Raw genomic sequence first — 25428 nt, forward strand, 5'->3', positions numbered from 1 at the left:
CACTTGGTGAGCTAGAGAACCGCAAAGGTTCCTTGCGCTTTTGCCACCAGTTTGTCGCCTTGAACTACGTCGGCGTCGACCACCAGCGTGCGGCGCCCGGCATGCAGCACGCGGGCCGTGCACAGCACCTCACCGTCACTGACGGCACGCAGGTAGTTGATCTTGCACTCGATGGTCACGCTTTGCTGGTCGAAGCCATGGCTGGCCGAACACGCCAGGCCCATGGCGATGTCCACCAGGCTGAAGATCGCCCCGCCGTGCAGCTTCTGGCCGCGATTGCGCAGGTGCGGCTCAAGGGCCAGGCCTACTTCCGCCAGCCCGGCGTCCAGGCGTTGTACCCGGCAGCCGAGCAGCTGGCTGTAGGCGCTCTCGAGCAGTTCCTTGGGGATATCCATCACTTCTTCTTCAGCTGCTTGGCATTGGCGAACAAGGCGGCCATGGCGTTGTTGGCCGGGGCTGCTGCGGTGGTTTCACGCTGGCGCGGCGCCTGCTGCTGACGGTTACCAGCATTGCCACGGTTGCCGCCGCGGTTGCCTTCGACCTTCTCGCCCGGCGTGTCGCTCATGCGCATGGACAGGCCCACGCGCTTGCGCGGGATGTCCACTTCCATGACCTTGACCTTGACCACGTCGCCGGCCTTGACCGCCTCGCGTGGGTCTTTGACGAATTTCTCCGACAGCGCCGAAATGTGAACCAGGCCGTCCTGGTGGACGCCGATGTCGACGAAGGCCCCGAAGTTTGTAACGTTGGTCACCACACCTTCGAGGATCATGCCGGGCTCCAGGTCCTTGAGGTCTTCCACGCCATCCTGGAAGGTGGCCGTCTTGAACTCAGGGCGCGGGTCGCGGCCGGGTTTGTCCAGCTCTTGCAAGATGTCAGTGACGGTGGGCAGGCCGAAGGTTTCATCGGTGAACTGCTTGGGGTCCAGGCGCTTGAGGAAGCTGCTGTCGCCAATCAGCGAGCGAATGTCACGGTCGGTGCCTGCGGCGATGCGCTGCACCAGCGGGTAGGCCTCCGGGTGCACGGCAGAGGCGTCGAGCGGGTTGTCGCCGTTCATCACACGCAGGAAGCCGGCAGCCTGTTCGAAGGTTTTCTCACCCAGGCGGCTGACTTTTTTAAGCGCTGCACGGGTGGCAAATGGGCCATTGGCGTCGCGGTGAGCGACGATGTTCTGGGCCAGGGTGGCGTTCAGGCCAGAGATGCGGGTCAGCAGCGCCACCGACGCGGTGTTGACGTCGACGCCCACGGCGTTCACGCAGTCCTCGACCACCGCGTCCAGGCCGCGGGCCAGCTTGATTTGCGAAACGTCGTGCTGGTACTGGCCAACGCCGATGGATTTCGGGTCGATCTTCACCAACTCGGCCAGCGGGTCCTGCAGGCGGCGGGCGATCGACACAGCGCCACGGATCGACACGTCCAGGTCGGGGAACTCGCGGGCTGCCAGTTCCGATGCCGAGTACACCGAAGCACCGGCCTCGGAAACCATGATCTTGGTGATCTTCAGTGCTGGGTACTTCTTCACCAGCTCAGCCACCAGCTTGTCGCTCTCGCGGCTGGCGGTGCCGTTGCCGATGGCGATCAACTCTACCGAGTGCTTGGCGCACAAGGCGGCCATGATGGCGATGGTGCGGTCCCAGTCGTTTTTCGGCGCATGGGGGTAGACCGTGGTGTGGTCCAGCAGCTTGCCGGTGGCGTCGACCACGGCGATCTTGCAGCCGGTGCGCAGGCCCGGGTCGAAGCCCAGGGTGGCGCGTGGGCCTGCAGGTGCTGCCAGCAGCAGGTCGTGCAGGTTGTGGGCGAAGACGTTGATCGCCTCACTTTCGGCATTGTCGCGCAGTTCACCGAACAGGTCGGTTTCCAGGTGGGTATAGAGCTTGACCTTCCAGGTCCAGCGCACCACCTCGCCCAGCCATTTGTCGGCAGGGCGGCTGCGGTTTTCGATGCCGACATGGTTGCCGATCATCAGTTCGCACGGGTGCAGGGTGCCGGGCAGTTCTTCGCCAACCTTCAGCGAGGCACTCAGCACGCCTTCGTTGCGGCCGCGGAATATGGCCAGCGCCCGGTGCGAGGGCGCTGTACGCAGCAGCTCGTCGTGGGCGAAGTAGTCGCGGAACTTGGCACCTTCTTCTTCCTTGCCGGCCACCACGCGGGCGCTGAGCACCGCTTCCTGCTTGAGGAAGTTGCGCAGCTTGTCGAGCAGTGCGGCGTCTTCGGCGAAGCGCTCCATCAAGATGTACTTGGCGCCCTCCAGAGCTGCCTTGACGTCGGCCACGCCCTTGCCGGCATCGACGAAGCGCGCGGCTTCGCTTTCCGGGGCCAGGGTTGGGTCGTTGAACAGAGCATCGGCCAGCTCACCAAGACCGGCTTCCAAGGCGATCTGACCCTTGGTGCGGCGTTTTTGCTTGTATGGCAGGTAAAGGTCTTCGAGACGCGTCTTGGTGTCGGCGAGCTTGATCTCGCGGGCAAGTTCCGGGGTGAGCTTGCCCTGTTCCTCGATGCTGGACAGGATGCTGGCGCGGCGCTCGTCGAGTTCGCGCAGGTAGCGCAGGCGCTCTTCCAGGTGGCGCAACTGGGTGTCGTCCAGGCTACCGGTCACTTCCTTGCGGTAACGGGCGATGAAGGGCACGGTCGAGCCTTCGTCCAACAGGCCCACGGCCGCCTCGACCTGCTGGGGGCGTACGCCCAGTTCCTCGGCGATACGGCTGTTGATGCTGTCCATGAAAACCACCTGACATTTGTGAAAACGTGGGTCGCCGGTGGGCCTTTGGCCCTGTGGCGCTGGATGAAAGCCGCGCATTATACCCATCGCAAACAGCTTGCGGTGATGGCGCCCGGCCAGCCGGAACTGGCGCCCGGGGAAAAATCTGCTAACAATGCTCACGCAACGTGCAGCAATGGCTACGCCATAATGCGCGGCGATATCAGAGGAGTTATTCATGACCGGCACGCCAAATACCGCTGAAGGTGACAAGATTCTCATCGTCGACGACGATCCTGGGCTCAGCAGCCTTTTGGAGCGTTTCTTCACCAGCAAGGGCTACCGCGCCCGCGCAGTGCCCAACACCGAACAGATGGACCGCCTGCTGCAGCGCGAGGTGTTCAATCTGGTGGTACTCGACCTGATGTTGCCAGGCGAGGACGGCCTATCCGCGTGCAAGCGCCTGCGTCAGCAGAACAACCAGATCCCGATCATCATGCTCACGGCCAAGGGTGACGAACTCAGCCGCATCAAGGGGCTGGAGCTGGGTGCCGACGATTACCTGGGCAAGCCATTCAACCCCGACGAGCTGATGGCGCGGGTCAAGGCCGTACTGCGCCGTCAGTCGCCGAGCGTGCCGGGTGCACCGGGCAGCGAGGACGAGACGGTTACCTTCGGCGACTACGAGCTGTCGCTGGCCACCCGCGAGCTCAAGCGTGGCGACGAAGTGCACATGCTCACCACGGGCGAGTTCGCCGTGCTCAAGGCCTTGGTGATGCATGCCCGTGAGCCACTGACTCGCGACAAGCTTATGAACCTGGCCCGTGGTCGCGAGTGGGATGCCCTGGAGCGCTCCATCGACGTGCAGATATCCCGCCTACGTCGCATGATCGAGCCAGACCCGTCCAAGCCACGCTACATCCAGACGGTGTGGGGCGTAGGTTACGTGTTCGTACCAGACGGCAACGCTGGCAAATGATGCAGCGTCGTCGATGAAAACTCCCTTGTGGTTTCCACAAAGCTTCTTTGCCCGCACCCTGTGGCTGGTGTTGATCGTCGTTCTGTTCTCCAAGGCACTGACCCTGGTCTACCTGCTGATGAACGAGGACGTGTTGGTCGATCGGCAGTACAGTCACGGTGTGGCACTGACTTTGCGCGCCTATTGGGCAGCGGATGAAGAAAACCGCGACAAGATCGCCGAAGCCGCTGGCCTGATCCGTGTCACCGGCTCCGGCGTGCCGGAGGGCGAGCAGCATTGGCCCTACAGCGAAATCTACCAGCGCCAGATGCAGGCCGAGCTGGGTGAGGATACCGAAGTGCGCCTGCGTATCCATGCGCCGCCTGCGCTGTGGGTGAATGCACCGAGCCTGGGCCCGGGGTGGCTGAAAGTGCCCCTGTATCCGCACCCGCTGCGGGGGCAGAAGATCTGGAACGTGCTGGGTTGGTTCCTGGCCATCGGCCTGTTGTCCACCGCCTCGGCCTGGATCTTCGTGCGCCAGCTCAACCAACCCCTGAAGCGCCTGGTGTTTGCCGCCCGCCAGCTCGGGCAGGGGCGCAGTGTGCGCTTGCCGATCAGCGATACCCCTAGCGAAATGACCGAGGTTTACCGCGCGTTCAACCAGATGGCCGAAGATGTCGAGCAAGCAGGCCGTGAGCGTGAGTTGATGCTCGCCGGTGTTTCCCATGACCTGCGCACGCCGCTTACGCGCCTGCGCCTGTCGTTGTCGTTGTTGAACAGCGACAGCGAATTGAGCGATGACATGGTGCGCGACATCGAGGACATGGACGCAATTCTCGACCAGTTCCTCGCGTTCATTCGCGACGGGCGAGACGAGCCGCTCGAAGAGGTCGACCTGGCCAATCTGGTGCGCGAGGTAGTAGCGCCTTACAATCAGCCCCACGAGCGCGTGCGCCTGTGCCTTGAGCCCATTCCGCCATTCCCGCTGCGGCGGGTGTCACTCAAGCGCATGCTTGGCAATCTTATCGGCAATGCCCTGCATCATGCAGGCCAGGGCGTTGAGGTGGCGGCGTACGTGTCGGGGGACGAGAGCGCGCCTTATGTGGTGCTCAGCGTACTGGACCGGGGCACCGGCATCGAAGAGTCGGAGCTTGAAACCATCTTCAACCCGTTCATTCGTGGTGATCGTGCCAGAGGAGGCAAGGGTACCGGGCTGGGGTTGGCGATCGTCAAACGGATCGCGGCGCAGCATGGTGGCAATGTCGAGCTGCGCAACCGCTCCGGTGGCGGGATCGAAGCGCGCGTGCGGCTGCCATTAGGGCTGCTACTGCCGCGCAATGCTGTTTGAAGTGCATTGGGCTCTTCGCGGCTGACCCCGCGAAGAGGCCCACACAAGCCGGTGTCAGCCCTTGCCCTTGGTGCGGGTCTGATTCGGCCCGCCGTTCTTCTCGAGGTGCTCGATGATCATCCCGGCAACGTTCTTGCCAGTGGTCACCTCGATGCCCTCCAGCCCCGGTGACGAATTCACCTCCATCACCAACGGCCCGTGATTCGAACGCAGGATATCCACACCGGCCACACTCAGCCCCATCACCTTGGCGGCCCGAATGGCGGTCATGCGCTCTTCGGGGGTGATCTTGATCAGGCTCGCTACACCGCCGCGATGCAGGTTGGAGCGGAATTCCCCTGGCTTGGCCTGGCGCTTCATCGAGGCGATCACCTTGTCACCTACCACGAAGCAGCGGATATCCGCCCCGCCGGCTTCCTTGATGTACTCCTGCACCATGATGTTCTGTTTCAGCCCCATGAAGGCCTCAATCACCGATTCGGCAGCCTTGGTGGTTTCGCACAGCACTACGCCGATACCTTGAGTGCCTTCGAGTACCTTGATCACCAGCGGGGCGCCATTGACCATCTGGATCAGGTCCGGGATGTCGTCGGGTGAGTGGGCGAAACCTGTGATGGGCAGGCCGATGCCGCGGCGTGACAGCAATTGCAACGACCGTAGTTTGTCCCGGGAGCGGGCGATGGCCACCGATTCATTGAGCGGGTACACCCCCATCATTTCGAACTGGCGCAGTACTGCGCAGCCGTAGAAGGTGACCGAAGCGCCAATGCGCGGAATCACCGCATTGAACCCCTCCAGCGGCCTGCCACGGTAGTGGATCTGTGGCTTGTGGCTGGCGATGTTCATATAGGCCCGCAAGGTGTCGATCACCACCATTTCGTGGCCCCGCTGGGTACCGGCTTCAACCAGACGGCGGGTGGAATACAGACGCGGATTGCGCGACAGCACAGCGATCTTCATGCAGCACCTGTGACAGGGGGGAGAGTGGCCGGATAGGCCGGTTTGTCTTGTACGTATTTCAAACCAGGGTTGACCACCAACTGGCCTTGGATCAATGCCTTGGAGCCAAGAAGCAGCCTATAGCGCATGTTCTTGCGGCAGGCCAGTGTGAACTCGATTTCCCACACGGCATCACCCAAGGCCAGCGAAGTGCGTATCACGTAACGGGTCTGCGCATGGCCATTGGAGCTCTTGATGGTTTTCATGGCCACCAGCGGCGCTTCGCAGCGGCGGTGGCGCAACTGCACCACCGAACCCAGATGAGCGGTGAAGCGCACCCAGGGTTGGCCGTTGCGCTCGAAGGGCTCGACTTCGGTTGCATGCAGGCTGGAGGTGCTGGCGCCAGTGTCGATCTTGGCCCGCAGGCCCGCCACGCCGAGGTCCGGCAAGGCTACCCACTCGCGCAGGCCGATCACTGTCAGATGGTCAAATTTCTTCACGAAGCACACCCTGCGGATAAGGTGGTGAACTGTAAGCACGGCGGGGACTTTTTGCATCCGTCAGTTACGGTAGTACAGTTCGATGAACGACAGCATGCGAGGTTACGAGATGGCACAAAAAGCCGACGATGATGACAAGGTGCGCCTGGACAAATGGCTGTGGGCGGCGCGGTTCTACAAAACGCGTGCGCTGGCCAAGGCGGCGATCGAAAGCGGTAAGGTGCATTGCCGGGGCGAGCGCTGCAAACCGAGCAAAGAGCCGCGGGTGGGCGACGAGTTGGTGTTGCGCACAGGCTTCGACGAACGCACGGTGGTAGTCAAAGCCCTCTCAGTGGTGCGCCGTGGTGCGCCTGAGGCGCAGGCCCTGTATCAAGAGACTGAAGAGAGCGTGCGCCAGCGCGAGCAGGCGGCCGAGCTGCGCAAGGCCGGGGCCATGGGTGTTACCACCGATGGCCGGCCTAACAAGAAGCAGCGGCGGCAGATTCACCAGCTCCATGGGAGCTTTGAGTAGCGCGGCCTCAGCGCTTCAGCGGACTACCGCCAGCCGCCCGATCAACGGTATTTTCCTGGCAATCCCGACCAATGGTGCGGTCCAGCGCAGCAGCAAAGCACTGCCCTTGGCCGCCAACGGCGTGTGGCAACTCCAGCCCAGCGCAAGCACCGCCATCAGCAGGCCACCGATGTAGTCATCCTGCCCCCAGTGCGCCCCAGCCACCAAGCGCGGCATCATGAACACAAACGCCAGTGCCCAGATCACCAAGTACTGCACCAGCCGGCGGCTGAACAGGCTCATGAACAGCGCCCAGATCAACAGTACCGATGCGTGATCGCCAGGGAAACTCTTGCTGGAACGGTCTTTCAGTTCCCAGGTTTTTTCCAGGTTCGGGTAGTAGTCGCTCAGGTGCACGACATTATCAAACACCATTGATGGACTGTCGTGTTGCCAGCCCATCGCGTCCACCCACTTGGAAAACAGCGCGCGAATCACCACTAACAGGAGTAGCGTGACCAAAAAGCCGAAGAAGGCCTCGCGGACCTGAGCGGCCTTGAACACCCAGTTGCCACGGATCAGCAACGCCAGAAGGATCAGCCCGACGACGATGTCGAACGGGCGCAGGCTGCCGACGGTCCAGATGTAGCGCCAGGCCGTATTCTCGGCCAATGGGGCGTTGAGGCTATGGAATAGCCACTCGTCGAAAGTCAGGCAAAGAATCTGGCCAAAGGGCCATAACCAGAAACACAGTAGGGCAATGGGCAGCAAGGTACAGGCTGCCAAGGGTCCCCATGACCACCTTGCTTGGAACAGTGGCTGATTGTCCATAAACTGTTTCGATCTCCAGTGTGGAATAGGCGCTTTTTCAGCGCTCTGCGACGGTTTTAAGTGACCGGTAATTATTTTGTCATCATTTTCAGATAGCCAGACAACCATGAGCGACTTGCCAGATAAAGATTTCACCCAACGTTTCATCTTCGACGAGCGCGATGTGCGCGGCGAGTGGGTGTCTCTCGACGATAGCTATGCCGCGGTGCTGGCGCGTCACCCTTACCCTCAGCCCGTGCAGACCCTGCTGGGCGAACTGATGGCCGCCACTGCCTTGCTGGTCGGCGCCCTCAAGTTCGACGGCCTGCTGATTCTGCAGGCGCGCTCTCAAGGCCCAATCCCGTTGCTGATGGTCGAATGCTCGGGTGACCGTGACATCCGCGGTATGGCTCGCTACGAAGCTGAGCAGATCCCGGCCGATGCCACGCTTGAGCAACTGATGCCCGACGGCCACCTGACCCTGACCATCGATCCGGTCAAAGGCCAGCGCTACCAAGGCACCGTCGACCTGGATGGCGCCGACCTGTCGGAGTGCTTCACCAACTACTTCGTTCAATCGCAGCAGCTCAATACCCGCTTCTGGCTAAACGCCGAAGGCGGCAAGGCGCGTGGCCTGTTGCTGCAGCAACTGCCACGTGACCGCCAACCCGACGACGAAGAGCGCGAAGACAGCTGGCAGCACGTGATTGCCCTGGCCAAGACACTCAAGCCTCAAGAGTGGTCGGAAAGCAACGAAACCTTGCTGCACCGCCTGTACCACGAAGACGCGGTTCGCCTGTTCGACGTGCAGCCGCTGCGCTTCAACTGCAGCTGCTCGCGGGAACGCTCCGGCAATGCATTGGTCAGCTTGGGCGAGCAGGACGCCAAGGCGTTGGTCGAGGAGTGCGGTGGTACGGTCGAGATCGATTGCCAGTTCTGTAACCAGCGCTATTTCTTCGATGCCACCGATGTGGCGCAACTGTTTGCCGGTGGTGGCACAGAAGCGGCGTCAGAAACTCGTCACTGAAACGTTTAAGCTCAGGAGAATCTCCTGTCGAATTGCGCAAAAACGCAGTTACGACAGGAGGGGCCTACTTTTTTTGGGCGTTTCTGGCATAATCCGGCCACTTTTTTCGCTGTAGTAGTTTTTTTAAGACGACTACAAAACGTTTGGAGCACTCGGCCTCGGGCCGGATGGGGTATCTCATGACGCAAGCCAACAACACCGTGTACACCGACCTGAGCGTCGATGAGCTGGTTAAAGAAGCGCTGTCCCGCGGTGAAGGCGTGCTGGCCGATACTGGCGCACTGGTAGTCGAAACTGGCCACCGTACTGGCCGTTCGCCGGCCGACCGTTTCATCGTCGAAGAACCTTCCACCCAGGACGCTATCGCCTGGGGCCCGATCAACCGCAAGTTCCCGGCCGACAAGTTCGATGCCCTGTGGGCTCGCGTCGAGGCGTTCAACAACGCCCAGGACCACTTCGTTTCCTACGTTCACGTAGGGGCTGCGGCCGAGCACTACCTGCCGGTCAAGATGACCACTCAGACTGCCTGGCAGAACCTGTTTGGCCGCTGCCTGTTCATCAACCCGGAGCAAGGCCAGTTCAACCCGGCCGGTCGCGAGCAGTGGCAGATCCTCAACGTTGCCAACTTCGTGTGCGAGCCTGAGCGTGACGGCACCAACTCCGACGGCTGCGTGATCATCAACTTCGCACAGAAGAAGGTACTGATCGCCGGTATGCGTTATGCCGGTGAAATGAAGAAAGCCATGTTCTCGGTGCAGAACTTCCTGCTGCCGGCTGCCGACGTGCTGCCAATGCACTGCGCTGCCAACATCGGCGAAGAAGGCGATGTGACCCTGTTCTTCGGCCTGTCCGGCACTGGTAAAACCACCCTGTCCGCCGACGAAAGCCGTTACCTGATCGGTGACGACGAGCACGGCTGGGGCGAAGGTGTTGTCTTCAACATGGAAGGCGGCTGCTACGCCAAGTGCATCGACCTCTCCGAGAAGAACGAGCCGGTCATCTGGAAGGCCATCAAGCATGGCGCGGTGCTGGAAAACGTCGTACTCGACGCCAACAAGCACGCCGACTACGCCGATGTCAGCCTGACTCAGAACAGCCGCGCTGCCTACCCGCTGGAGCACGTCGCCAAGCGCGCCGAGGCCAACCTGGGTGGTGAGCCGAACGCTGTCATCTTCCTGACCTGTGACCTGACCGGTGTTCTGCCTCCGGTTTCGATCCTGAACAACGAGCAGGCGGCTTATCACTTCCTGTCCGGCTACACCGCATTGGTAGGCTCCACCGAAATGGGCTCGGGCGGTGGCATCAAGTCGACCTTCTCCACCTGCTTCGGCGCACCGTTCTTCCCACGCCCAGCTGGCGAATACGCCGAACTGCTGATCAAGCGCATCAACGCTTTCGGCTCCAAGGTCTATCTGGTCAACACCGGCTGGACGGGTGGTGGCTACGGTGTTGGCAAGCGCTTCAGCATCCCGACCACCCGTGGCGTAATCGCCGCCATCCAGAGCGGTGCTCTGGTCGGCGCCGAAACCGAGCACCTGGACATCATCAACCTGGACGTGCCGAAGGCTGTCCCAGGCGTCGACACCGAGCTGCTCAACCCGCGCAACACCTGGGCTGACAAAGCGGCGTACGATGAGGCCGCCAAAGGCCTGGCCAAGCTGTTCACCGAAAACTTCAAGAAGTTCGAAGTTTCCGACGCCATCAAGGCTGCAGGCCCACAGCTGTAAGCTGACGCTAGCTGTAACCAGCAAGCCTGAGTCTGAAAAATCCGACACCAGTGATCTGGTGTCGGTTTTTTTTTGCGCGATTGGCTATAGGTTCAGGGCGCCAGTGCGATCGATCCCCGACGCCAAGCCCAACCCGCTGGAGCACGGTTTAGGCAGGGGCCTAGGCCTTCCTAGCCCTGTTGTGGGAAGCTTGGCTCTCAAGTCACTCGCTGTGGATGACCCATGACCGAATCCCCGAACCGCTGCGCGTTCACCCACTTCCACCCGATCCTCACCCGCCCCCAGGACAACGACGTCAACGGCCACGTCGCTGGCGCAACCGTGCATGGCTTTTTCGAAACAGCCATTCAGGCATTTCTCGTCGAGCAGGCAGATGTCGACCTGCGCGATGGCGAGCTGGCTGCGTTCGTGGTGAGTTCGGCGGCCGACTTTTTCGCTTTGCCGGGCTTTCCGGATGTGCTCGAGGTCGGGCTTGGGGTGACGCGGCTGGTAGGCAGCACCGTGGAGTATCGCCTGGCGCTGTATCGCCCTGGCGAGAATGAGGCCTGCGCGGCCGGGACGGTAGTGCAGGTATTCATCGAGCGCGCCAGCGGCCGGCCCGTACCGCTGCCCCAGGGTTTGCAGGCTACCCTGGCTGGCCTACAGGTAGAGCTTCAGGCATGAAAAAGCCCTGCCGGTCGGGGCAGGGCTTTTTTACCAACAAGGCCTGGCCTGAGGTATCAGTGACGCCAGTGGCGATGTTTGCGGTGGCCATAATGGCGGCCACGGTCATAGTGGCGACGGTCGTCGTAATCGCGACGGTAGCGACGGTCGTCGTGACGCTCGTCTCTATCGGCCTTGTTGCCCATGTAGTTACCCAGTGCACCACCAGCACCGCCGCCAGCGGCTGCACCAATGTAGCTACCGGTGGTGCCACCGACCGAGCGGCCTACCACGTTACCGCCAGCAGCGCCCAAAGCGCCGCCGATGGCGGCCTCGCCACGCTGACGCTTGTCGGCACCCAGGGCGCCGCCGGCCGCGCCGCCCAGGCCTGCACCAATGGCACCGCCTGTGCTACCGCCGATGGAGTTGCCCACTACGGAGCCGAGTACCCCACCCAATGCGCCGCCAATGCCGGCCTCGGTGGTGCCGCCTGCCATGGCAACGCCGCTGAGCAAGCTGAAAGACAACAACAAAATCGAGGAGTACTTCTTCATCAAGAGAGCCTCATAGGGATGACGAGGCGAATTTGAGGCTAGCAAGGGCGGCTGGCAACGAAAATCCGACGAGTAACACGAGTTGTACACAATTCGCTAAGTTGCTGTATTTGCTATGAAACTTAATCGGTTTTCGCTTGTCAGAGGTATTTGTGACAAAGCCCTGGACCTCGCGATTCAGGGCTTTTTTCGTTCAGACAGGTGGTAGCGCTTTACAGGATTCGCCCATCGTCCCGAGCGCGTTCGAGCTTGATGGCAACGAACTTGGACGTTGGTGTATGGCTGCCGTCACCAATGCTTTCAAGCGGCACGAGCGGGTTCACTTCTGGGTAGTACGCCGCCGCTTGCCCCGCTGGAATATCGAAGGCCAGCAAAGTGAAGCCCTGCACACGGCGTACGTGCGTATCGCCCCACAACGAAACGATATCGACCTTCTGCCCCGGCTGGAAGCCCAGGCGGATGATGTCGGCCTCGTTGGCGAACAGCACTTCGCGCAGGCCGCGTACGCCACGATAGCGATCGTCCAGGCCGTAAATGGTGGTGTTGTACTGATCGTGGGAGCGCATCGACTGCATGATCAGGTCCGGCACTTGGCCGCTGGCGCGCACGCGCTCATCGAGCAAGGTGTCTGGCAGCAGGTTGGCCTTGAAGTTGGCGCGGCCCGTGGTGGTCTTCCACTGGCGGCTGGCGGCGCTGTTGCCCAGGTAGAAACCACCCGGCTGGGTCAGGCGCTGATTGAAGTCGGCAAAGCCTGCAATGGTGTCGCCGATAAGGTCGCGAATGCGCGCGTAATCGGCCACCAGCCAGTGCCAGTCCACCGGATGCTTGCCCAGCGTGGCGGCGGCAATACCGGCTACCACCGCAGGTTCCGAGCGCATCTGCGTCGACAGCGGCTTCAGCTGGCCATTGGAGGCGTGGACCATGCTGAACGAGTCTTCCACGGTGACTGCCTGAGGCCCGTCGGCCTGCAGGTCGATGTCGGTACGGCCCAGGCACGGCAGAATCAGCGCCTGCTTGCCATGGATGAGGTGGCTGCGGTTGAGCTTGGTGCTGATGTGCACGGTCAGCTCGCAGTTGCGCAGGGCTTGCGCCGTGCGTTCGGTGTCCGGTGTGGCTTGGGCGAAGTTGCCGCCCAGGCCGATGAAGACTTTGGCACGGCCTTCGAGCATGGCGTGGATGGCCTCGACGGTATTGTGGCCATTGTGCCGAGGTACCGGGAAATTGAAGCGTTTCTCAATGGCATCGAGCAGGGCCGCTGGCGGGCGCTCGTTGATGCCCATGGTGCGGTCGCCCTGCACATTGCTGTGGCCACGTACCGGGCACAGGCCGGCGCCTGGCACGCCGATGTTGCCGCGCAGCATCATCAGGTTGACGATTTCCTGAATGGTCGGCACAGAATGGCGGTGCTGGGTGATGCCCATCGCCCAGCACATGATTACCCGTTTGCCACGGCAATACATGCGCGCCGCCAGCTCGATGTCGGCCAGCGGCAGCCCGGACTGTTCCTGGATGTGCTCCCAGCTGGTGGCATCCACCGCTGCCAGGTACTGGTCCACCCCATGGCCATGCTCGGCGATGAACACATGGTCGAACACCGCCGGCTCGCCCTTGGCCTGGGCTTCGCGCTCCCACTGCAGGACGAACTTGGCCATGCCTCGCAATAGCGCCATGTCGCCGCCCAATGCCGGGCGGAAGAAGGCTGTATTGGTCGGGCGGTCGCTGTTGGTCAGCATTTCCAGCGGGTTTTGCGGATGCTGGAAGCGCTCCAGCCCACGCTCCTTGAGTGGGTTGACGCACACCACCTGAGCGCCGCGTTTCACTGCGTCACGGAGTGGGTCGAGCATCCGCGGGTGATTGGTGCCTGGGTTCTGGCCCCAGACGAAAATAGCATCGGCATGCTCGAAATCATCATAGGTAACGGTGCCTTTGCCCACGCCCACGCTCTGGCCCAGGGCCACGCCGCTGGCTTCATGGCACATGTTCGAGCAGTCTGGGAAGTTGTTGGTACCGTAGGCGCGCACGAACAACTGGTAGAGAAACGCCGCTTCGTTGCTCGCGCGGCCAGAGGTATAGAACTCGGCCTGGTCTGCGCTGGCCAGTTTATTCAGCTCACGGGCGACCAATGCAAAGGCGGCCTCCCAGGTGATCGGCTGGTAGCGATCGCTTTTGGGGTCGTAGACCATTGGCTCGGTCAGGCGGCCCTGGTACTCCAGCCAGTAGTCACTCTGCTCAAGCAAAGCGCTGACGCTATAGCGGGCGAAGAACGCTGCGTCGACACGGCGTTTGGTCGCCTCCCAGTTGACCGCTTTGGCGCCGTTCTCGCAGAACTTGACCATGCCGCTTTCCGGCGAATCGCCCCAGGCGCAACCGGGGCAGTCGAAGCCCCCGTTCTGGTTGGTCTTGAGCAGGGCGCGGATGTTCTTCAGCGCATTGTCGCTGCCGACCCAGGCCTTGGCCACGCTACGCAGCGCGCCCCAGCCACCGGCGGGGCCGTGGTAGGGCTTGTAGCGAGGAGGGGAGGCTGGGGCGTTGTCAGGTAGTTGCTGGTACGAGGTCACGGCTGTTACGACTCCGCCGCAGGGCTATAGACCCGCGGTGCACTGTGTTTGGGCAAATGAATGAGGTTGAGGTTGTGCTTGCGCGCCCATTGCAGGGCAAGGCCGGTGGGCGCCGAGAGGCTGACCAAAGTCTGGATACCGGCGCGCAGTACTTTCTGGATCAGCTCCAGGCTGCAGCGGCTGGTGACGATGGCAAGGCCCCCTTCGGTGCTGATGCCTTGGCGCAACAGGGCGCCAATCAGCTTGTCCAGGGCGTTGTGCCGGCCGATGTCTTCGCGGCCCATCAGCAATTCGCCCTGGGCGTTCATGAACAAGGCGGCGTGTACGGCGCCGCAGTGCTGGCCCAGGGGGGTGAACGCATCGATGCGCTGGCGCAGGCCCGCCAGCCATTGCGCTGGCGGCAACGCGGCCCCAGGCAATGCGCTGAGCTCCGGCAGCGCCTGCTCCAGGGCCTCGACACCACACAGCCCGCAGCCGCTGGTGCCGGCTAGCTGGCGGCGCTGGTTCTTCAGGTTCCAGAACGCACGGCTGGAAATCTCAAGGTCTGCGTACATCGCAGAGCCACTTCCAGACAACTTGAGGTCGTAGATTTCCGCGGTGCCCTCGACGATCCCGCTGCCAACGCTGAACCCGACTGCGAAGTCCTCCAGATCGGTAGGGCTGACCAGCATGACCGCCTGGTTCAGCCCGTTGTAGGCAATGGCCAAGGCGACTTCTTCGGCCAGGGGCGTGCAGGCGCGCTCGCCATCGCTGAGCTGGACGTAGTCGTAGCTATTGCTGGCGGCGGGCAGGGCCAAAGGTGTAGAGGCCGCGCAGACCGGAGGTTTGCTTTGCATCGGGAGGCTGACTACCGGCGGTTTTTCGATAGCACCAAGCCTAGGCGCGTGGGCCGGCTGCGTCTAATCGCTAGGGTCTATGCCTTGATAGAGCGCGTCGATTGGTCGCAGTAGGGCGCAAGGTGCAATCCTGGCCTAGACTCGTGGCTTCAAGGTTTACGTCAACAAGGAGCGCGTCATGAGCCTGTTCAGTTTCGTGAAGGAAGCCGGCGAGAAGTTGATCGATCTGCTGACCCCCGGCAACGCCAATGCCGAAGAGCAGTTGAAGAAACACGTGGAAAGTGTCGGCCTGGGCAACCCGAACATCACGGCCACCGTGGAGGGTGACAAAGTCATCCTCAAGGGCGAGGTCGCGAGCCAGGAGGAAAAAGAGAAGATCATTCTCGCCGCCGGCAACATCGAAGGTGTCGCCAGCGTGGACGATCAGATCACCGTCACCGGGCCAGTGGCTCAGGCGGCACGCTTCGTCACCGTCGAGAAGGGCGATACCCTCAGCGCGATCTCCAAGCGGGTATATGGCGATGCGAACAAGTACCAGAAAATCTTCGACGCCAACAAGCCGATGCTCAAGGATGTGAACAAGATCTACCCAGGCCAGGTGCTACGTATCCCTGACTAAACCGTGCAGCCCGGTTCGGGCTGTTCGCGGGTAAACCTGCTTTTACCAGTTCGGCGCATCCTTTGAGGTGATCGCCAGCCGGTAGGCACGGGTTTACCCGCGAATAGGTTTCACAGGCCTGCCAGTAAATCCCGGTAATCTTCGACCGCTGCGAACTCCTCGGTATCGCGCGGCTGCGCCTGGCTATCCGGCTGGCGCACGGCCAGCAAATGGCCTACGCCGTACTGCCGCGCGCTGCGCAGTACGCTCAGGGTGTCATCGATGAACAGACTGCGCTGCGGGTCAAAGCCAATATCGGCCTGCAGTGCATCCCAGAACTGCGCATTCTCTTTGGGGAAGCCGTAATCGTGGGAGCTGATCAGCCGCTCGAAGTACGCTGCCAGCTCCACTCGCTCCAGTTTCAGCGACAGCGAATCGCGGTGGGCATTGGTGATCATTATCACGCGCTTGCCAGCCTTGCCGATGGCTGCCAGGAAGGTATCGGCATCGGGCCGCAGGGCGATCAGGTCAGCGATTTCGCGTTTTAGCTCGCGAATGGGCAGGTTCAGCTCCCGGCTCCAGAAGTCCAGGCAGTACCAATTGAGCGTGCCGGCATTACGCTCGAACAGCGGCTGCAGCTCCATTTCTGCCATGGCCCGGCTGACCCCATGCAGCTCGGCATAGCGCTGGGGCAGGTGGTCGAGCCAGAAGCGGTTGTCGTAGTGCAGGTCGAGCAGGGTGCCGTCCATGTCCAGCAGGACGGTATCGATGGCGGACCAGGGAAGAACAGGCATGGGAAATTCTCGATCAGTCGGCAAGCCACGGTATAGTAACCCGTTCACGCCAAGGAGCTGCCCCATGCGCCAGAAACCCACCGTCCTCAGCCGCGAGATCGTCGCCAGCAGCCGCCTGTTCCGGGTCGAAGCCGTGCAACTGCGCTTTAGCAACGGCACCGAGCGCACCTATGAGCGCCTGGTGGGCCGTGGCAACGGTTATGGGGCTGTGATGATAGTGGCCATGCTCGACGCCGAGCACGCGGTGTTGGTGGAGGAATACTGCGGTGGCACCGATGAGTACGAATTGTCTTTGCCCAAAGGCCTGATCGAGCCGGGTGAGGACGTGCTGGCCGCCGCCGATCGGGAACTCAAGGAAGAAGCCGGCTTCGGCGCCCGCCAACTGGAACACCTGACCGAGCTGTCCCTCTCCCCTGGCTACATGAGCCAGAAAATCCAGGTGGTGCTGGCAACCGATCTGTACGAAGAACGTTTGGAAGGGGACGAGCCGGAGCCGATGCGGGTCGACAAGGTCAACCTGCGTGAGCTGTCGGCCCTGGCCATGCACCCGCAGTTCACCGAAGGGCGCGCGCTGGCAGCGCTTTACCTGGCCCGCGACCTGTTGATTCAGCGGGGGCTGCTGGAGGCATGAACGATCAACAGCTGATGCACGAAGTAGTCAAACTCGCTCAACTGGCCGGGCAGGCCATCCTGCCGTTCTGGCGCGCCGACGTCGCGGTGGTCAACAAGGCCGACGATTCGCCGGTGACGGCCGCCGACCTGGCGGCACACCAGGTGATCGCCGATGGTTTGCTGCGCTTGGCGCCGCATATTCCGGTGCTTTCCGAAGAGGACTGCGACATCCCGCTGGCCGAGCGCCAGGGCTGGAGCCGCTGGTGGCTGGTGGACCCACTCGATGGCACCAAAGAGTTCATCGCCGGTAGCGAGGAGTTCACCGTCAACATCGCATTGATCGAAAATGGCGAGGTGGTGTTTGGCGTGGTAGCGATGCCCACCAATGGCCGCTGCTATTTCGGTGGCCGTGCGCTAGGTGCCTGGCGCCGTGACGGGGCTTGTGAAGCCGTGGCTGTTCAGGTACGCAACGGGCCGCCTGCCGACGGCCGCTTTACCGTGGTGGCCAGCCGTCGCCATTCCAGCCCACAACAAGAGGCGTTGCTGGCAGGGCTGAGCGCCGCGGTGGGCGAACTGGAACTGGCGAACATCGGCAGTTCGCTGAAATTCTGCCTATTGGCTGAAGGCAGCGCCGATTGCTACCCGCGCCTGGCGCCGACCTCGCAATGGGACACGGCGGCAGCGCAGGGGGTGTTGGAGGGCGCAGGTGGCGAGGTGATCGAAGTGGATGGCCAGCCTTTCCGTTACCCGCCGCGCGAGTCGCTGCTCAATCCGTTCTTCCTGGCCTTGCCTGCTCAGGCAAGCTGGCGGCAAGCATTGCTGAGCCTGATCTGACGGTCCTGGCTCCCGCGCGAATAGGCTGGCACAGGTAGACAAGGCGGACACGATCACCGCGACCCTGCCGGCCGTCCTCTTCAGCGGTGCAGGACGTACTGCCCGCTGAAAGTGACTGCCGGTTCATCATCGCCTGCATTGCTGACCGTCGTGTGCAGCGTCAGCCGTGCCCGGCCACGGCGCTGGTACATCGTCACAAATCGCTCCCAGGCCTTCTCCTCTGGTGCTGTACAGCGCGCCACTGCTGCGCCAGTCACCGGCAGCGGATAGCTGATCTGCCCCTCCTGGATGACGATATGCCCATCGTCGATGCCCAGCTCACGCAGGCGCAGGTGCAGCCAGCCCCACCCGGCCAGCACCGCAGCACAGTACAGGCTGCCGCCGAACATGGTGCTTTTGTGGTTGACGTTGGCCGCCAGCGGCAGCTGCAGGCGCAAGGTGTGGGCTTGCCAATCGATGACTTCCAACCCCATGTCACGGGTCAGCGGAATATCATCGTGCAGCACGGACTGCAGGTATTGGCTATCGGCACTCATGGGCGGTGTTCCTCGTGGTCGTCGCTGGCGCTGCTGCCGCCTTCGAAATGCAGGCCGTGCTTACGCAGCTTGTCATGCAGGGTTTTGCGCGGGATGCCGAGCGCTTCGGCCAGGCTGCGCATGGAGCTATGGCGCTGGGCCAGTTCGGCGGCGATCAAGGAGCGTTCGAACTGCTCGACCTGTTCGCTGAGGTTGCCCAGCAGTATTGGCGTGGCGCTGGCCGCAGGCGCTGCTGCCTGGCCATCCAGAGCCAGCTCCAGGCCCAGCGCAAAGCGCTCGGCGGCGTTTTGCAATTCGCGAACGTTGCCCGGCCAGCCGTGGCGCAGCAACATGGCCCGCTGGGCCGGTTGCAGCTCGTGTGCTGGCAGGCCGTGGCGCGCGCTGGCAGCGTCGGTGTAGTGCTGGAACAGCACCAGGATGTCATCGCCACGCTCGCGCAGCGGCGGAATACGCAGCGGCGCCACGTTCAGGCGGTAGTACAGGTCGGCGCGGAAGCGGCCTTGGTCGGCGCTGGTGCGCAAATCTTCCTTGGTGGCCGCGACCACACGGATATCCAGCGGGATGAGCTGGTTGCCGCCCAGGCGTTCGACCACCCGCTCCTGCAGCAAACGCAGCAGTTTCACCTGCACATCCAGGCTCATGCTCTCGATTTCGTCGAGGAACAGGGTACCGCCGTTGGCGAACTCGAATTTGCCAATACGCCGCTTCTGAGCGCCGGTAAAGGCCCCTGGCTCGTGGCCGAACAACTCGCTTTCCACCACCGACTCGGCCAGGGCGCCGGCATTGATGGCCACGAATGGCCCATCGCGGCGGCTGGACAGGTCGTGCAGCGCACGGGCAACCACCTCTTTACCGGCACCGGTTTCACCCAGAATCAAGACATCGGCACGGGTGCCTGCCAGAGCGCCGATCTGTTCGCGCAGGCGCTGCATCGACGGTGAATGGCCAACCAGCCGGGTAGCCAGTTGCTGGCGGTCGCTCAGCGCCAGGCGCAGGCTGCGGTTATCCAGCACCAGCCGGCGTAACGCCAGGGCGCGGCGCACACTGTCGAGCATGGCATCGCTGGCGAAGGGTTTTTCCAGAAAGTCGTAGGCCCCCGCACGCATGGCCTGCACGGCCAGCGGCACATCGCCGTGGCCGGTGATCAGCAGCACCGGCAGTTCACTGTCGCGGCTGTGCAATTGCTCCAGCAGTTGCAGGCCGTCGATGCCAGGCATGCGGATATCGCTGACCACCACGCCGGGCCAATCCGGTTCTATACGCTCGGCCAGGCCCTGGGCATCGGCCAGGGCGATCACCTTCAGGCCGGCCAGGTCCAGGGTCTGGCTCAGGGCCTGGCGCAGGTGCGGGTCATCATCGACCAGGATCACCTGCGCCTGGCTGTCGATGTACGGCTCGGTCGTCATGCCGAAGGGTCCTCCGAAGTGGGCAAGGTAGCGCCGGGGGCAGCCACGCGCAGTTGCAGGGTGAGCAGGGCGCCACCTTCGGGGTGGTTGGCCAGCAGCAGTTCACCGCCCAGTGCGCGCATCAGGCTTTCGCAGATGGCCAAGCCAAGGCCTAGGCCCTGGGTGCGGGTCTTGGTGGTGAAGAACGGCTCCTTGGCGTGCTCTAGGGCCTGGCGGCTGAAACCTGGCCCGTTGTCACGAATGTACAGGTAGACGTAGTCGTCGCGTTGTTCGGCACTGAGCCACAGGCGCCGGGGGTTGGCCTTTTCGGTCAAGGCGTCGAGGGCGTTGGCCAGCAGGTTGCCGAGCACCTGACGCAGCCGGGTTTCACCTGCTTGAACCCACAAGGTGGCCTCGGGCAGGTCGCGGATCAGCTCCACCGCCATTGCCCGGCGGCGTTTGGCCAGCAATGCCAGGGCGTCATCCAGCGCCGGCTGCAAGGCGACGCTTTCCGGCGCGTGACGGTCGCGACGGGCGAAAGCGCGCAGATGGGCAATGATCGAGGCCATGCGCCCGGTCAGTTCGCCAATCAGCTTGAGGTTGCCGCGGGCATCTTCGGTGCGCTGGTGGTCGAGCAGAATTTCGGCGTTTTCCGCGTAGCTGCGAATGGCTGCCAGCGGTTGGTTGAGCTCGTGGCTGATGCTTGCCGACATGGTGCCCAGCACCGACAGCTTGCCAGCCTGGACCAGTTCGTCCTGGGCGCGCACCAGCTCCTGTTGGGCATTTTCACGCTCCAGTACGGCGCTTTTGAGCCGGGTATTGAGGCCTTCGAGGGCCGCGGTACGCTCGGCCACACGGGTTTCAAGCTCTTGCCTGCCCCGCGCCTCGAAGTCGATGCGGTCGATGTAATGCCTGCGTCGCTGCATCACCAGCCCAGCCAACAGCATCAGCACCAGCAGGGCGCCGGCGCCAATGGCCATCACCGTTTGCACCGAGCGATCGACCAGCATGCGCGGCGCGAGGATGCTCACCTGCCAGCCGGTTTCTTTGATGTCGCGGGTCTGGGTGAGCCAGGCGTCCTGGTTCAGCACCAGCGGTTGTGGGGCCTGGGTTGGGTAGGGCTGGATAGCGATGATCGCTTGCCGCTCGGCTTCGCTGAGCGGGCGAGTGGCGCGGAAACGCCAGTCTGGGCGCGACGTGAGGATGACCACGCCATTGTGATCGGTGACCAGCAATTGCTCAGGGGTGCGGCCCCATAAGGTTTCGGTGTGGTCCAGGTCGACCTTCACCACCAGCACCCCAACGATGCGTTCCCCATCGCGCACGGCGGCGGCGAAGAAATAACCGCGCTTTGCTGAGGTGGTGCCCTGGCCGAAGAAGCGCCCCAAGCGGCCGGCCATGGCCTCGTTGAAATACGGCCGGAATGAGAAATTACGCCCGACGAAGCGGTCCTGCTTGTCCCAGTTGGAGGCGGCCAGGGTATTGCCGCTGACATCCATCAGGTAAATCACTTCGGCGCCGGTTTGTTGAACGATGTCCTTGAGCAGGCGATTGGCGTTGGTGACCGCTTCCAGGCGGAACGGGTCGGCCAGCACACCGCGCAGGGCGGGCAGGTCGCCGAGGATTTGCGGCAGGGTTTCGTAGCGGTGCAGGGTGCCCAGCAAGTTGGCGACGTACAGGTCGAGGGTCTGGCGGTTCTGCGAAGCCAGTTGATCCTGGTAGTAGCGCTCAGCCAGGTGGTGCAGCGGCCACAGCAGCGGTGTCAGGCACAGGGCTAGCAGGGCCAGGCTGCGCCAGCGGGGACGGCGAGGGGGCGTGGGTTTTGCAATCATCGCGTAAAGGCGCCAGAGAGGGTCTGGCGCAATTATGCGCTAGTTGAGGCAGTCGATCAGCGCTTGCTGCCAGTGCGGCAGGCGCACATCCCACTCGCGGGCCAGGCGCGAACAGTCCAGGCGGGAGTTGGCCGGGCGTCGCGCCGGGGTCGGGTACTCGCTGGCAGGTATAGGCAGCAGTTCGGCGCAGGGCAGGCCGCGTGCCTTGAGCTGTTCGCCGATGGCCTGGGCGAAGCCGTACCACGAGGTTTCGCCTTGGGCAGCCAGGTGATAAGTGCCCCAGGCCCCGTGCTGGCCACTTTGCCAGCGCTGGATCAATTCACGGGTGGCGATGGCAATGGAGGTGGCCCAGGTGGGGGCGCCGATCTGGTCATCGACCACCCGCAGTTGCGGTTTTTCCTGCAGCAGCCGTTGCATGGTCAACAGAAAATTGCGCCCATACAGCGAGTAGACCCAGCTGGTGCGCAGTATCAGGTGCTCGCCCGCTGCTGCGGTAATGGCTTGCTCCCCGGCCAGTTTGCTGCGGCCATAGACACCCAGCGGGTTGGGGCGGTCTGCCTCGGTGTAGGGCAGGGGGTTGTCACCATCGAACACGTAATCGGTGGAGTAGTGAATCAGCGGCGCACCCAGGCGCTGTGCCTCTTCGGCCAACACCTGGGGGCTTTGCGCGTTGATCGCGAAGGCCTGGCCCGGTTCGCTTTCGGCTTGATCGACCGCCGTATAGGCAGCCGCATTGACGATCAACTGCGGGGCCAGCCGCCGCAGCGGCTCGCGCAGTGCCTCGGGGCAGGCCATGTCCAGGTGCTCGCGGCCAAGCACCTGCACGTCTCCCAAGCCACGCAACTGGGCCTGCAGTGCCTGAGCAACCTGGCCGTTGTGGCCACAGACGAGAATTTTCATGGGAACAGGTCGGCGTCCTTCAACAGTACGGCAGCTTGGTCCTTGGCGGACAGGGTCGGGTTCGCGACCCCCCAGTCGATGCCCAGGTCAGGGTCATCCCAGCGGATCGAGCGCTCGGCGGCGGGGTTGTAGTAGTCGGTGGTCTTGTACAGGAAATCCGCTGACTCACTCAGCACCAGAAAGCCGTGGGCGAACCCCGGCGGAATCCAGAACTGCAAATGGTCGGTGGCATTCAGGCGCCGTGCAACCCAGCGGCCGAAGGTGGGCGAACTGCGGCGGATGTCTACGGCTACGTCCAGCACTTCGCCTTGCACCACGCGCACCAGTTTGCCTTGCGGGTTATCGATTTGATAATGCATGCCCCGCAGCACGCCGCGTTGGGAGCGGGAGTGGTTGTCTTGGACGAAGTGGCCATCGAAGCCGGTCTGCTTCTTGAATTCGCGAGCATTGAAGCTTTCGAAGAAAAAGCCACGGCTGTCGCCGAAGACCTTCGGTTCAATGATGACTACGTCGGGTATTTCGGTCGCTATGATGTTCATGGCAATTCTTCGGTCAGTGTGCTGAGGGTCCGACCTTGGAAGGTCCGCTTGGTGTCCGCCGCCTTGGCAAACTGAGCCTAGATCGGCTGGCCGTGCGCCAGCATGCGCCCTTCGTTAATTTCATCTTCGCACCTAGGTATCGGCCATACCCCAGGTATCTCAAGGGCCATCATGAAATAGCTTTCATCTTGAAGGGTTTTGGCACGCGCGGGCACCCTGCGCCAAGGAATTATATAGAAGGTGGAATTCGGCCTGACCGTAGGTCGCCTTATTTCGATTCATATCGACAAATATGGAATTGAAAATTCAGATATGGCCGTATTTGTGCTTTCAAAGCCGATATATATCGGTTATAAAATAGCCAGCCGCGAGGGTCGCAGCCAGGCCGTCGCTGATGTCACACTTTCCTGCTATCCATTGACCATCGGCTAGCGCCTTTGCAGAGGTTAACCATGAAAACCCTCAACTCCACTCCCCGTGCCGATGGCTTCCACATGCCCGCCGAATGGGCGCCGCAAAGCCAAGTCTGGATGGTATGGCCGGAGCGCCCGGACAACTGGCGCCTGGGCGGCAAGCCTGCGCAGGCTGCCCACGTCACGTTGGCAAAGGCCATCGCCCGCTTTGAACCTGTGACCGTGGCCGTTTCTGCCGGCCAGTACGAAAACGCCCGTCGCCAACTCGACCTGCCGAACATCCGTGTGGTGGAAATCAGCAACGACGATGCCTGGGTGCGTGACACGGGGCCAACCTTCGTCATCAACGAGCACGGTGAAGTGCGTGGGGTTGATTGGGGCTTCAACGCCTGGGGCGGCTTCGACGGCGGCCTGTATGCACCGTGGAACCGCGATGAAGAGCTGGCGGCCAAGGTACTGGAAATGGAGCGCTGCCAGCGCTACCACACCGAAGGCTTCGTGCTTGAAGGCGGTTCTATCCACGTCGACGGCGAAGGGACGCTGATCACCACCGAAGAGTGCCTGCTCAACCGCAACCGCAACCCGCACCTGAGCCGCGAGCAGATCGAGCAAACCCTGCGCGAGCACCTAGCGGTCGATACCATCGTTTGGTTGCCCGAGGGCCTGTACAACGACGAAACCGACGGCCACGTCGATAACTTCTGCTGTTACGTAAGCCCTGGTGAAGTGTTACTGGCCTGGACCGATGATTCCAACGACCCCAATTACGCACGCTGCCACGCCGCTTACGAAGTGCTGAAAAACACCCGCGATGCCAAAGGGCGTGAGTTCGTGGTGCACAAAATGCCGATTCCCGGCCCGCTGTTCGCTACTGAAGCAGAATGCGCCGGCGTCGATCATGTGGCCGGTAGCCAAGAGCGTGACCCATCCGTGCGCCTTGCCGGCTCCTACGTCAACTTCCTGATCGTCAACGGCGGCATCATCGCCCCGAGCTTCGACGACCCGGCAGATGCGCAGGCCAGAGCGATTCTGGCCAAAGTCTTCCCCAGCCACGAAGTGGTGATGATCCCCGGCCGCGAGCTGCTGCTTGGCGGTGGCAACATCCACTGCCTGACTCAGCAGCAGCCTGCACCGTTCAAGCGCTGATCGGCGCGTTATGAAGAAGCCCGTCGCAAGACGGGCTTTTTTGTTCGCGCCGATACCCGGAGCGGGGGATGGCATAGGTTTTGTATTGTTTTCAGAGAGTTACCCGGCAGACCGGGCTCTCGGTACTGTAACAATCAAGACGTAAATTAGCCGCTCACGGGCCAAGGGAGTACGTGCGAACATGAATGCAGCAAGTGAGACGGCTTTGCGCCCACTGGCAATCAACCATCAATCGCTGAAGGTCATGGCGCATTGGTTGAAACAGCATGGAGGCAAACGGGTCAGGACGACCGACCCACGACGTCTGCTTGACGGCCGCTACCCACAAGGCCTGATCAGCGATGCAGAGCTGGATGCACTGCTGGGGGTCTGGCCCTGACGGGTCATCAGCCCGCCCAAGGCAAAACGCCACCGCCTATGCGGTGGCGTTTTTATTTGTGGGTGCGCAGGCTTTTCTTGGGCTTGAACAGGGTTTTCAACGCAGCCTCGTAACCTTTCTTTGCAAGGTAAATTGTCCTTCCTATAGCCAGGGATGCATTGAAATGCCCTGCGGCCAGCGTGGTTCTTGGTCATATCAGCCTGCATTTCACGAGTTTTTGACATTTGTAATCGCACACCGCTAGGATTCGGCCAACGCTTGCTGGCCACCCATGGTCATGCTGCTGCGAGAGGCCCGCCACACACACCGTTGGCGGGCTTTTCAGTTCGGATCCGCATAGCGTCGAACCTACGAAGGGGCGTTGGTTCCAGGC

At 62.3% G+C, this 25428-nt stretch carries 26 protein-coding genes; 12 read left to right on the plus strand and 14 right to left on the minus strand.

What is annotated here, in order from left to right:
- Window positions 1-11 precede the first annotated feature (11 nt).
- Both J5M56_RS11865 and J5M56_RS11870 read right to left on the minus strand, forming a co-directional pair.
- Window positions 12-395 (minus strand): PaaI family thioesterase, encoded by a 384-nt coding sequence (locus tag J5M56_RS11865; protein ID WP_060478711.1) that lies wholly within the window; start codon window positions 393-395, stop codon window positions 12-14.
- A complete protein-coding gene (locus J5M56_RS11870; RefSeq protein WP_186478388.1) occupies window positions 395-2719 on the minus strand; it encodes a Tex family protein in 2325 nt (774 codons plus the stop codon). The genes J5M56_RS11865 and J5M56_RS11870 overlap by 1 nt, the downstream gene beginning before the upstream one ends.
- Window positions 2720-2936: 217 nt before the next feature.
- Between J5M56_RS11870 and ompR the strand changes: the two genes are divergently transcribed.
- Window positions 2937-3677, plus strand: coding sequence for a two-component system response regulator OmpR (gene ompR / locus J5M56_RS11875; protein WP_060478713.1), 741 nt, complete (start codon window positions 2937-2939; stop codon window positions 3675-3677).
- A gap of 13 nt (window positions 3678-3690) precedes the next feature.
- A complete protein-coding gene (locus J5M56_RS11880) occupies window positions 3691-5004 on the plus strand; it encodes an ATP-binding protein (protein WP_060478714.1) in 1314 nt (437 codons plus the stop codon).
- A gap of 54 nt (window positions 5005-5058) precedes the next feature.
- Here J5M56_RS11880 and rimK read toward each other — a convergent pair whose 3' ends face one another.
- Window positions 5059-5964, minus strand: a complete 906-nt coding sequence (gene rimK / locus J5M56_RS11885) for a 30S ribosomal protein S6--L-glutamate ligase (protein WP_207936960.1) — start codon at window positions 5962-5964, stop codon at window positions 5059-5061.
- On the minus strand, window positions 5961-6443 hold the full coding sequence (locus J5M56_RS11890; protein WP_060478716.1) for an ATP-dependent zinc protease: 483 nt from the start codon (window positions 6441-6443) through the stop codon (window positions 5961-5963). The genes rimK and J5M56_RS11890 overlap by 4 nt, the downstream gene beginning before the upstream one ends.
- A 109-nt stretch (window positions 6444-6552) precedes the next feature.
- Between J5M56_RS11890 and J5M56_RS11895 the strand changes: the two genes are divergently transcribed.
- The gene (locus tag J5M56_RS11895; RefSeq protein ID WP_060478721.1) at window positions 6553-6954 is read left to right on the plus strand and encodes a S4 domain-containing protein; all 402 of its coding nucleotides are present in this window, start codon (window positions 6553-6555) and stop codon (window positions 6952-6954) included.
- Between the two features lie 15 nt (window positions 6955-6969).
- Here the strand turns inward: J5M56_RS11895 and J5M56_RS11900 are convergent, their stop codons facing one another.
- Window positions 6970-7764: a phosphatase PAP2 family protein gene (locus J5M56_RS11900; protein WP_060478717.1), complete on the minus strand. Its 795-nt coding sequence runs from the start codon at window positions 7762-7764 to the stop codon at window positions 6970-6972.
- A 106-nt stretch (window positions 7765-7870) separates the two neighbouring features.
- Here J5M56_RS11900 and hslO point away from each other — a divergent pair, with 106 nt between their 5' ends.
- The 3 genes from hslO to J5M56_RS11915 all read left to right on the plus strand — a co-directional run bounded on the left by hslO (window position 7871) and on the right by J5M56_RS11915 (window position 11160).
- On the plus strand, window positions 7871-8770 hold the full coding sequence (gene hslO / locus J5M56_RS11905) for an Hsp33 family molecular chaperone HslO (RefSeq protein WP_186478389.1): 900 nt from the start codon (window positions 7871-7873) through the stop codon (window positions 8768-8770).
- A 179-nt stretch (window positions 8771-8949) separates the two neighbouring features.
- Complete coding sequence (locus J5M56_RS11910) at window positions 8950-10497, plus strand: phosphoenolpyruvate carboxykinase (protein ID WP_060478719.1); 1548 nt, start codon at window positions 8950-8952, stop codon at window positions 10495-10497.
- A 222-nt stretch (window positions 10498-10719) separates the two neighbouring features.
- Entirely contained in the window at window positions 10720-11160 is a 441-nt protein-coding gene (locus tag J5M56_RS11915; RefSeq protein WP_186478390.1) for a thioesterase family protein, read from the plus strand.
- Window positions 11161-11216: 56 nt separating this feature from the next.
- Here the strand turns inward: J5M56_RS11915 and J5M56_RS11920 are convergent, their stop codons facing one another.
- The 3 genes from J5M56_RS11920 to fdhD form a co-directional block, all read right to left on the minus strand.
- Window positions 11217-11693 carry a YMGG-like glycine zipper-containing protein gene (locus tag J5M56_RS11920; protein WP_060478268.1) on the minus strand — a complete coding sequence of 159 codons (477 nt, stop codon included), beginning with the start codon at window positions 11691-11693 and terminating at the stop codon, window positions 11217-11219.
- Window positions 11694-11905: 212 nt separating this feature from the next.
- On the minus strand, window positions 11906-14251 hold the full coding sequence (locus J5M56_RS11925; protein ID WP_207936961.1) for an FdhF/YdeP family oxidoreductase: 2346 nt from the start codon (window positions 14249-14251) through the stop codon (window positions 11906-11908).
- A 5-nt stretch (window positions 14252-14256) separates the two neighbouring features.
- Window positions 14257-15087 carry a formate dehydrogenase accessory sulfurtransferase FdhD gene (fdhD, locus tag J5M56_RS11930; protein WP_207936963.1) on the minus strand — a complete coding sequence of 277 codons (831 nt, stop codon included), beginning with the start codon at window positions 15085-15087 and terminating at the stop codon, window positions 14257-14259.
- Between the two features lie 178 nt (window positions 15088-15265).
- Between fdhD and lysM the strand changes: the two genes are divergently transcribed.
- Window positions 15266-15706, plus strand: coding sequence for a peptidoglycan-binding protein LysM (gene lysM, locus J5M56_RS11935; RefSeq protein ID WP_060478271.1), 441 nt, complete (start codon window positions 15266-15268; stop codon window positions 15704-15706).
- A gap of 110 nt (window positions 15707-15816) precedes the next feature.
- Here the strand turns inward: lysM and yrfG are convergent, their stop codons facing one another.
- A complete protein-coding gene (gene yrfG / locus J5M56_RS11940; RefSeq protein ID WP_060478272.1) occupies window positions 15817-16479 on the minus strand; it encodes a GMP/IMP nucleotidase in 663 nt (220 codons plus the stop codon).
- 64 nt (window positions 16480-16543) lie between these two features.
- On the opposite strand from yrfG, the gene nudE reads away from it, so the two are divergent.
- Both nudE and cysQ read left to right on the plus strand, forming a co-directional pair.
- Complete coding sequence (nudE, locus tag J5M56_RS11945) at window positions 16544-17110, plus strand: ADP compounds hydrolase NudE (protein ID WP_060478273.1); 567 nt, start codon at window positions 16544-16546, stop codon at window positions 17108-17110.
- Window positions 17107-17925 carry a 3'(2'),5'-bisphosphate nucleotidase CysQ gene (gene cysQ, locus J5M56_RS11950; protein ID WP_186478393.1) on the plus strand — a complete coding sequence of 273 codons (819 nt, stop codon included), beginning with the start codon at window positions 17107-17109 and terminating at the stop codon, window positions 17923-17925. Before nudE ends, cysQ begins: the two co-directional genes overlap by 4 nt.
- Window positions 17926-18005: 80 nt before the next feature.
- Here cysQ and J5M56_RS11955 read toward each other — a convergent pair whose 3' ends face one another.
- Genes J5M56_RS11955 through rfbC form a run of 5 tightly spaced genes read right to left on the minus strand, consistent with a single transcriptional unit; the run spans window position 18006 to window position 23117 of the window.
- Window positions 18006-18461 (minus strand): YiiD C-terminal domain-containing protein, encoded by a 456-nt coding sequence (locus tag J5M56_RS11955; RefSeq protein ID WP_207936964.1) that lies wholly within the window; start codon window positions 18459-18461, stop codon window positions 18006-18008.
- Window positions 18458-19867 (minus strand): sigma-54 dependent transcriptional regulator, encoded by a 1410-nt coding sequence (locus J5M56_RS11960; RefSeq protein WP_186478395.1) that lies wholly within the window; start codon window positions 19865-19867, stop codon window positions 18458-18460. Before J5M56_RS11960 ends, J5M56_RS11955 begins: the two co-directional genes overlap by 4 nt.
- On the minus strand, window positions 19864-21678 hold the full coding sequence (locus J5M56_RS11965; RefSeq protein ID WP_186478396.1) for an ATP-binding protein: 1815 nt from the start codon (window positions 21676-21678) through the stop codon (window positions 19864-19866). Before J5M56_RS11965 ends, J5M56_RS11960 begins: the two co-directional genes overlap by 4 nt.
- Before the next feature lie 39 nt (window positions 21679-21717).
- Complete coding sequence (rfbD, locus tag J5M56_RS11970; RefSeq protein ID WP_207936965.1) at window positions 21718-22578, minus strand: dTDP-4-dehydrorhamnose reductase; 861 nt, start codon at window positions 22576-22578, stop codon at window positions 21718-21720.
- The gene (gene rfbC / locus J5M56_RS11975; protein WP_207936966.1) at window positions 22575-23117 is read right to left on the minus strand and encodes a dTDP-4-dehydrorhamnose 3,5-epimerase; all 543 of its coding nucleotides are present in this window, start codon (window positions 23115-23117) and stop codon (window positions 22575-22577) included. The genes rfbD and rfbC overlap by 4 nt, the downstream gene beginning before the upstream one ends.
- Before the next feature lie 240 nt (window positions 23118-23357).
- Between rfbC and J5M56_RS11980 the strand changes: the two genes are divergently transcribed.
- The 3 genes from J5M56_RS11980 (at window position 23358) to J5M56_RS11990 (ending at window position 25055) form a co-directional block, all read left to right on the plus strand.
- Window positions 23358-23549 carry a hypothetical protein gene (locus J5M56_RS11980; protein ID WP_207936967.1) on the plus strand — a complete coding sequence of 64 codons (192 nt, stop codon included), beginning with the start codon at window positions 23358-23360 and terminating at the stop codon, window positions 23547-23549.
- A gap of 20 nt (window positions 23550-23569) precedes the next feature.
- Complete coding sequence (aguA, locus tag J5M56_RS11985; protein ID WP_060478280.1) at window positions 23570-24676, plus strand: agmatine deiminase; 1107 nt, start codon at window positions 23570-23572, stop codon at window positions 24674-24676.
- Window positions 24677-24857: 181 nt separating this feature from the next.
- Window positions 24858-25055 (plus strand): hypothetical protein, encoded by a 198-nt coding sequence (locus tag J5M56_RS11990; protein WP_060478281.1) that lies wholly within the window; start codon window positions 24858-24860, stop codon window positions 25053-25055.
- Window positions 25056-25428: the final 373 nt, after the last annotated feature.

Origin of the sequence: Pseudomonas sp. 51_B (assembly GCF_017491595.1) — a bacterium.
GTDB lineage: Bacteria > Pseudomonadota > Gammaproteobacteria > Pseudomonadales > Pseudomonadaceae > Aquipseudomonas > Aquipseudomonas promysalinigenes.

What these genes read in the sequence shown, in the direction of transcription:
- J5M56_RS11900 (WP_060478717.1), bottom strand. Translation starts at nt 7,764, where the DNA reads ATGGACAATCAGCCACTGTTCCAAGCAAGGTGGTCATGGGGACCCTTG.
- lysM (WP_060478271.1), top strand. Translation starts at nt 15,266, where the DNA reads ATGAGCCTGTTCAGTTTCGTGAAGGAAGCCGGCGAGAAGTTGATCGAT.
- J5M56_RS11960 (WP_186478395.1), bottom strand. Translation starts at nt 19,867, where the DNA reads ATGACGACCGAGCCGTACATCGACAGCCAGGCGCAGGTGATCCTGGTC.
- ompR (WP_060478713.1), top strand. Translation starts at nt 2,937, where the DNA reads ATGACCGGCACGCCAAATACCGCTGAAGGTGACAAGATTCTCATCGTC.
- yrfG (WP_060478272.1), bottom strand. Translation starts at nt 16,479, where the DNA reads ATGCCTGTTCTTCCCTGGTCCGCCATCGATACCGTCCTGCTGGACATG.
- aguA (WP_060478280.1), top strand. Translation starts at nt 23,570, where the DNA reads ATGAAAACCCTCAACTCCACTCCCCGTGCCGATGGCTTCCACATGCCC.
- rimK (WP_207936960.1), bottom strand. Translation starts at nt 5,964, where the DNA reads ATGAAGATCGCTGTGCTGTCGCGCAATCCGCGTCTGTATTCCACCCGC.
- J5M56_RS11965 (WP_186478396.1), bottom strand. Translation starts at nt 21,678, where the DNA reads ATGATTGCAAAACCCACGCCCCCTCGCCGTCCCCGCTGGCGCAGCCTG.
- J5M56_RS11895 (WP_060478721.1), top strand. Translation starts at nt 6,553, where the DNA reads ATGGCACAAAAAGCCGACGATGATGACAAGGTGCGCCTGGACAAATGG.
- J5M56_RS11870 (WP_186478388.1), bottom strand. Translation starts at nt 2,719, where the DNA reads ATGGACAGCATCAACAGCCGTATCGCCGAGGAACTGGGCGTACGCCCC.
- J5M56_RS11955 (WP_207936964.1), bottom strand. Translation starts at nt 18,461, where the DNA reads ATGAGTGCCGATAGCCAATACCTGCAGTCCGTGCTGCACGATGATATT.
- fdhD (WP_207936963.1), bottom strand. Translation starts at nt 15,087, where the DNA reads ATGCAAAGCAAACCTCCGGTCTGCGCGGCCTCTACACCTTTGGCCCTG.
- J5M56_RS11990 (WP_060478281.1), top strand. Translation starts at nt 24,858, where the DNA reads ATGAATGCAGCAAGTGAGACGGCTTTGCGCCCACTGGCAATCAACCAT.
- nudE (WP_060478273.1), top strand. Translation starts at nt 16,544, where the DNA reads ATGCGCCAGAAACCCACCGTCCTCAGCCGCGAGATCGTCGCCAGCAGC.
- rfbC (WP_207936966.1), bottom strand. Translation starts at nt 23,117, where the DNA reads ATGAACATCATAGCGACCGAAATACCCGACGTAGTCATCATTGAACCG.
- J5M56_RS11920 (WP_060478268.1), bottom strand. Translation starts at nt 11,693, where the DNA reads ATGAAGAAGTACTCCTCGATTTTGTTGTTGTCTTTCAGCTTGCTCAGC.
- J5M56_RS11915 (WP_186478390.1), top strand. Translation starts at nt 10,720, where the DNA reads ATGACCGAATCCCCGAACCGCTGCGCGTTCACCCACTTCCACCCGATC.
- hslO (WP_186478389.1), top strand. Translation starts at nt 7,871, where the DNA reads ATGAGCGACTTGCCAGATAAAGATTTCACCCAACGTTTCATCTTCGAC.
- rfbD (WP_207936965.1), bottom strand. Translation starts at nt 22,578, where the DNA reads ATGAAAATTCTCGTCTGTGGCCACAACGGCCAGGTTGCTCAGGCACTG.
- J5M56_RS11880 (WP_060478714.1), top strand. Translation starts at nt 3,691, where the DNA reads ATGAAAACTCCCTTGTGGTTTCCACAAAGCTTCTTTGCCCGCACCCTG.
- cysQ (WP_186478393.1), top strand. Translation starts at nt 17,107, where the DNA reads ATGAACGATCAACAGCTGATGCACGAAGTAGTCAAACTCGCTCAACTG.
- J5M56_RS11910 (WP_060478719.1), top strand. Translation starts at nt 8,950, where the DNA reads ATGACGCAAGCCAACAACACCGTGTACACCGACCTGAGCGTCGATGAG.
- J5M56_RS11865 (WP_060478711.1), bottom strand. Translation starts at nt 395, where the DNA reads ATGGATATCCCCAAGGAACTGCTCGAGAGCGCCTACAGCCAGCTGCTC.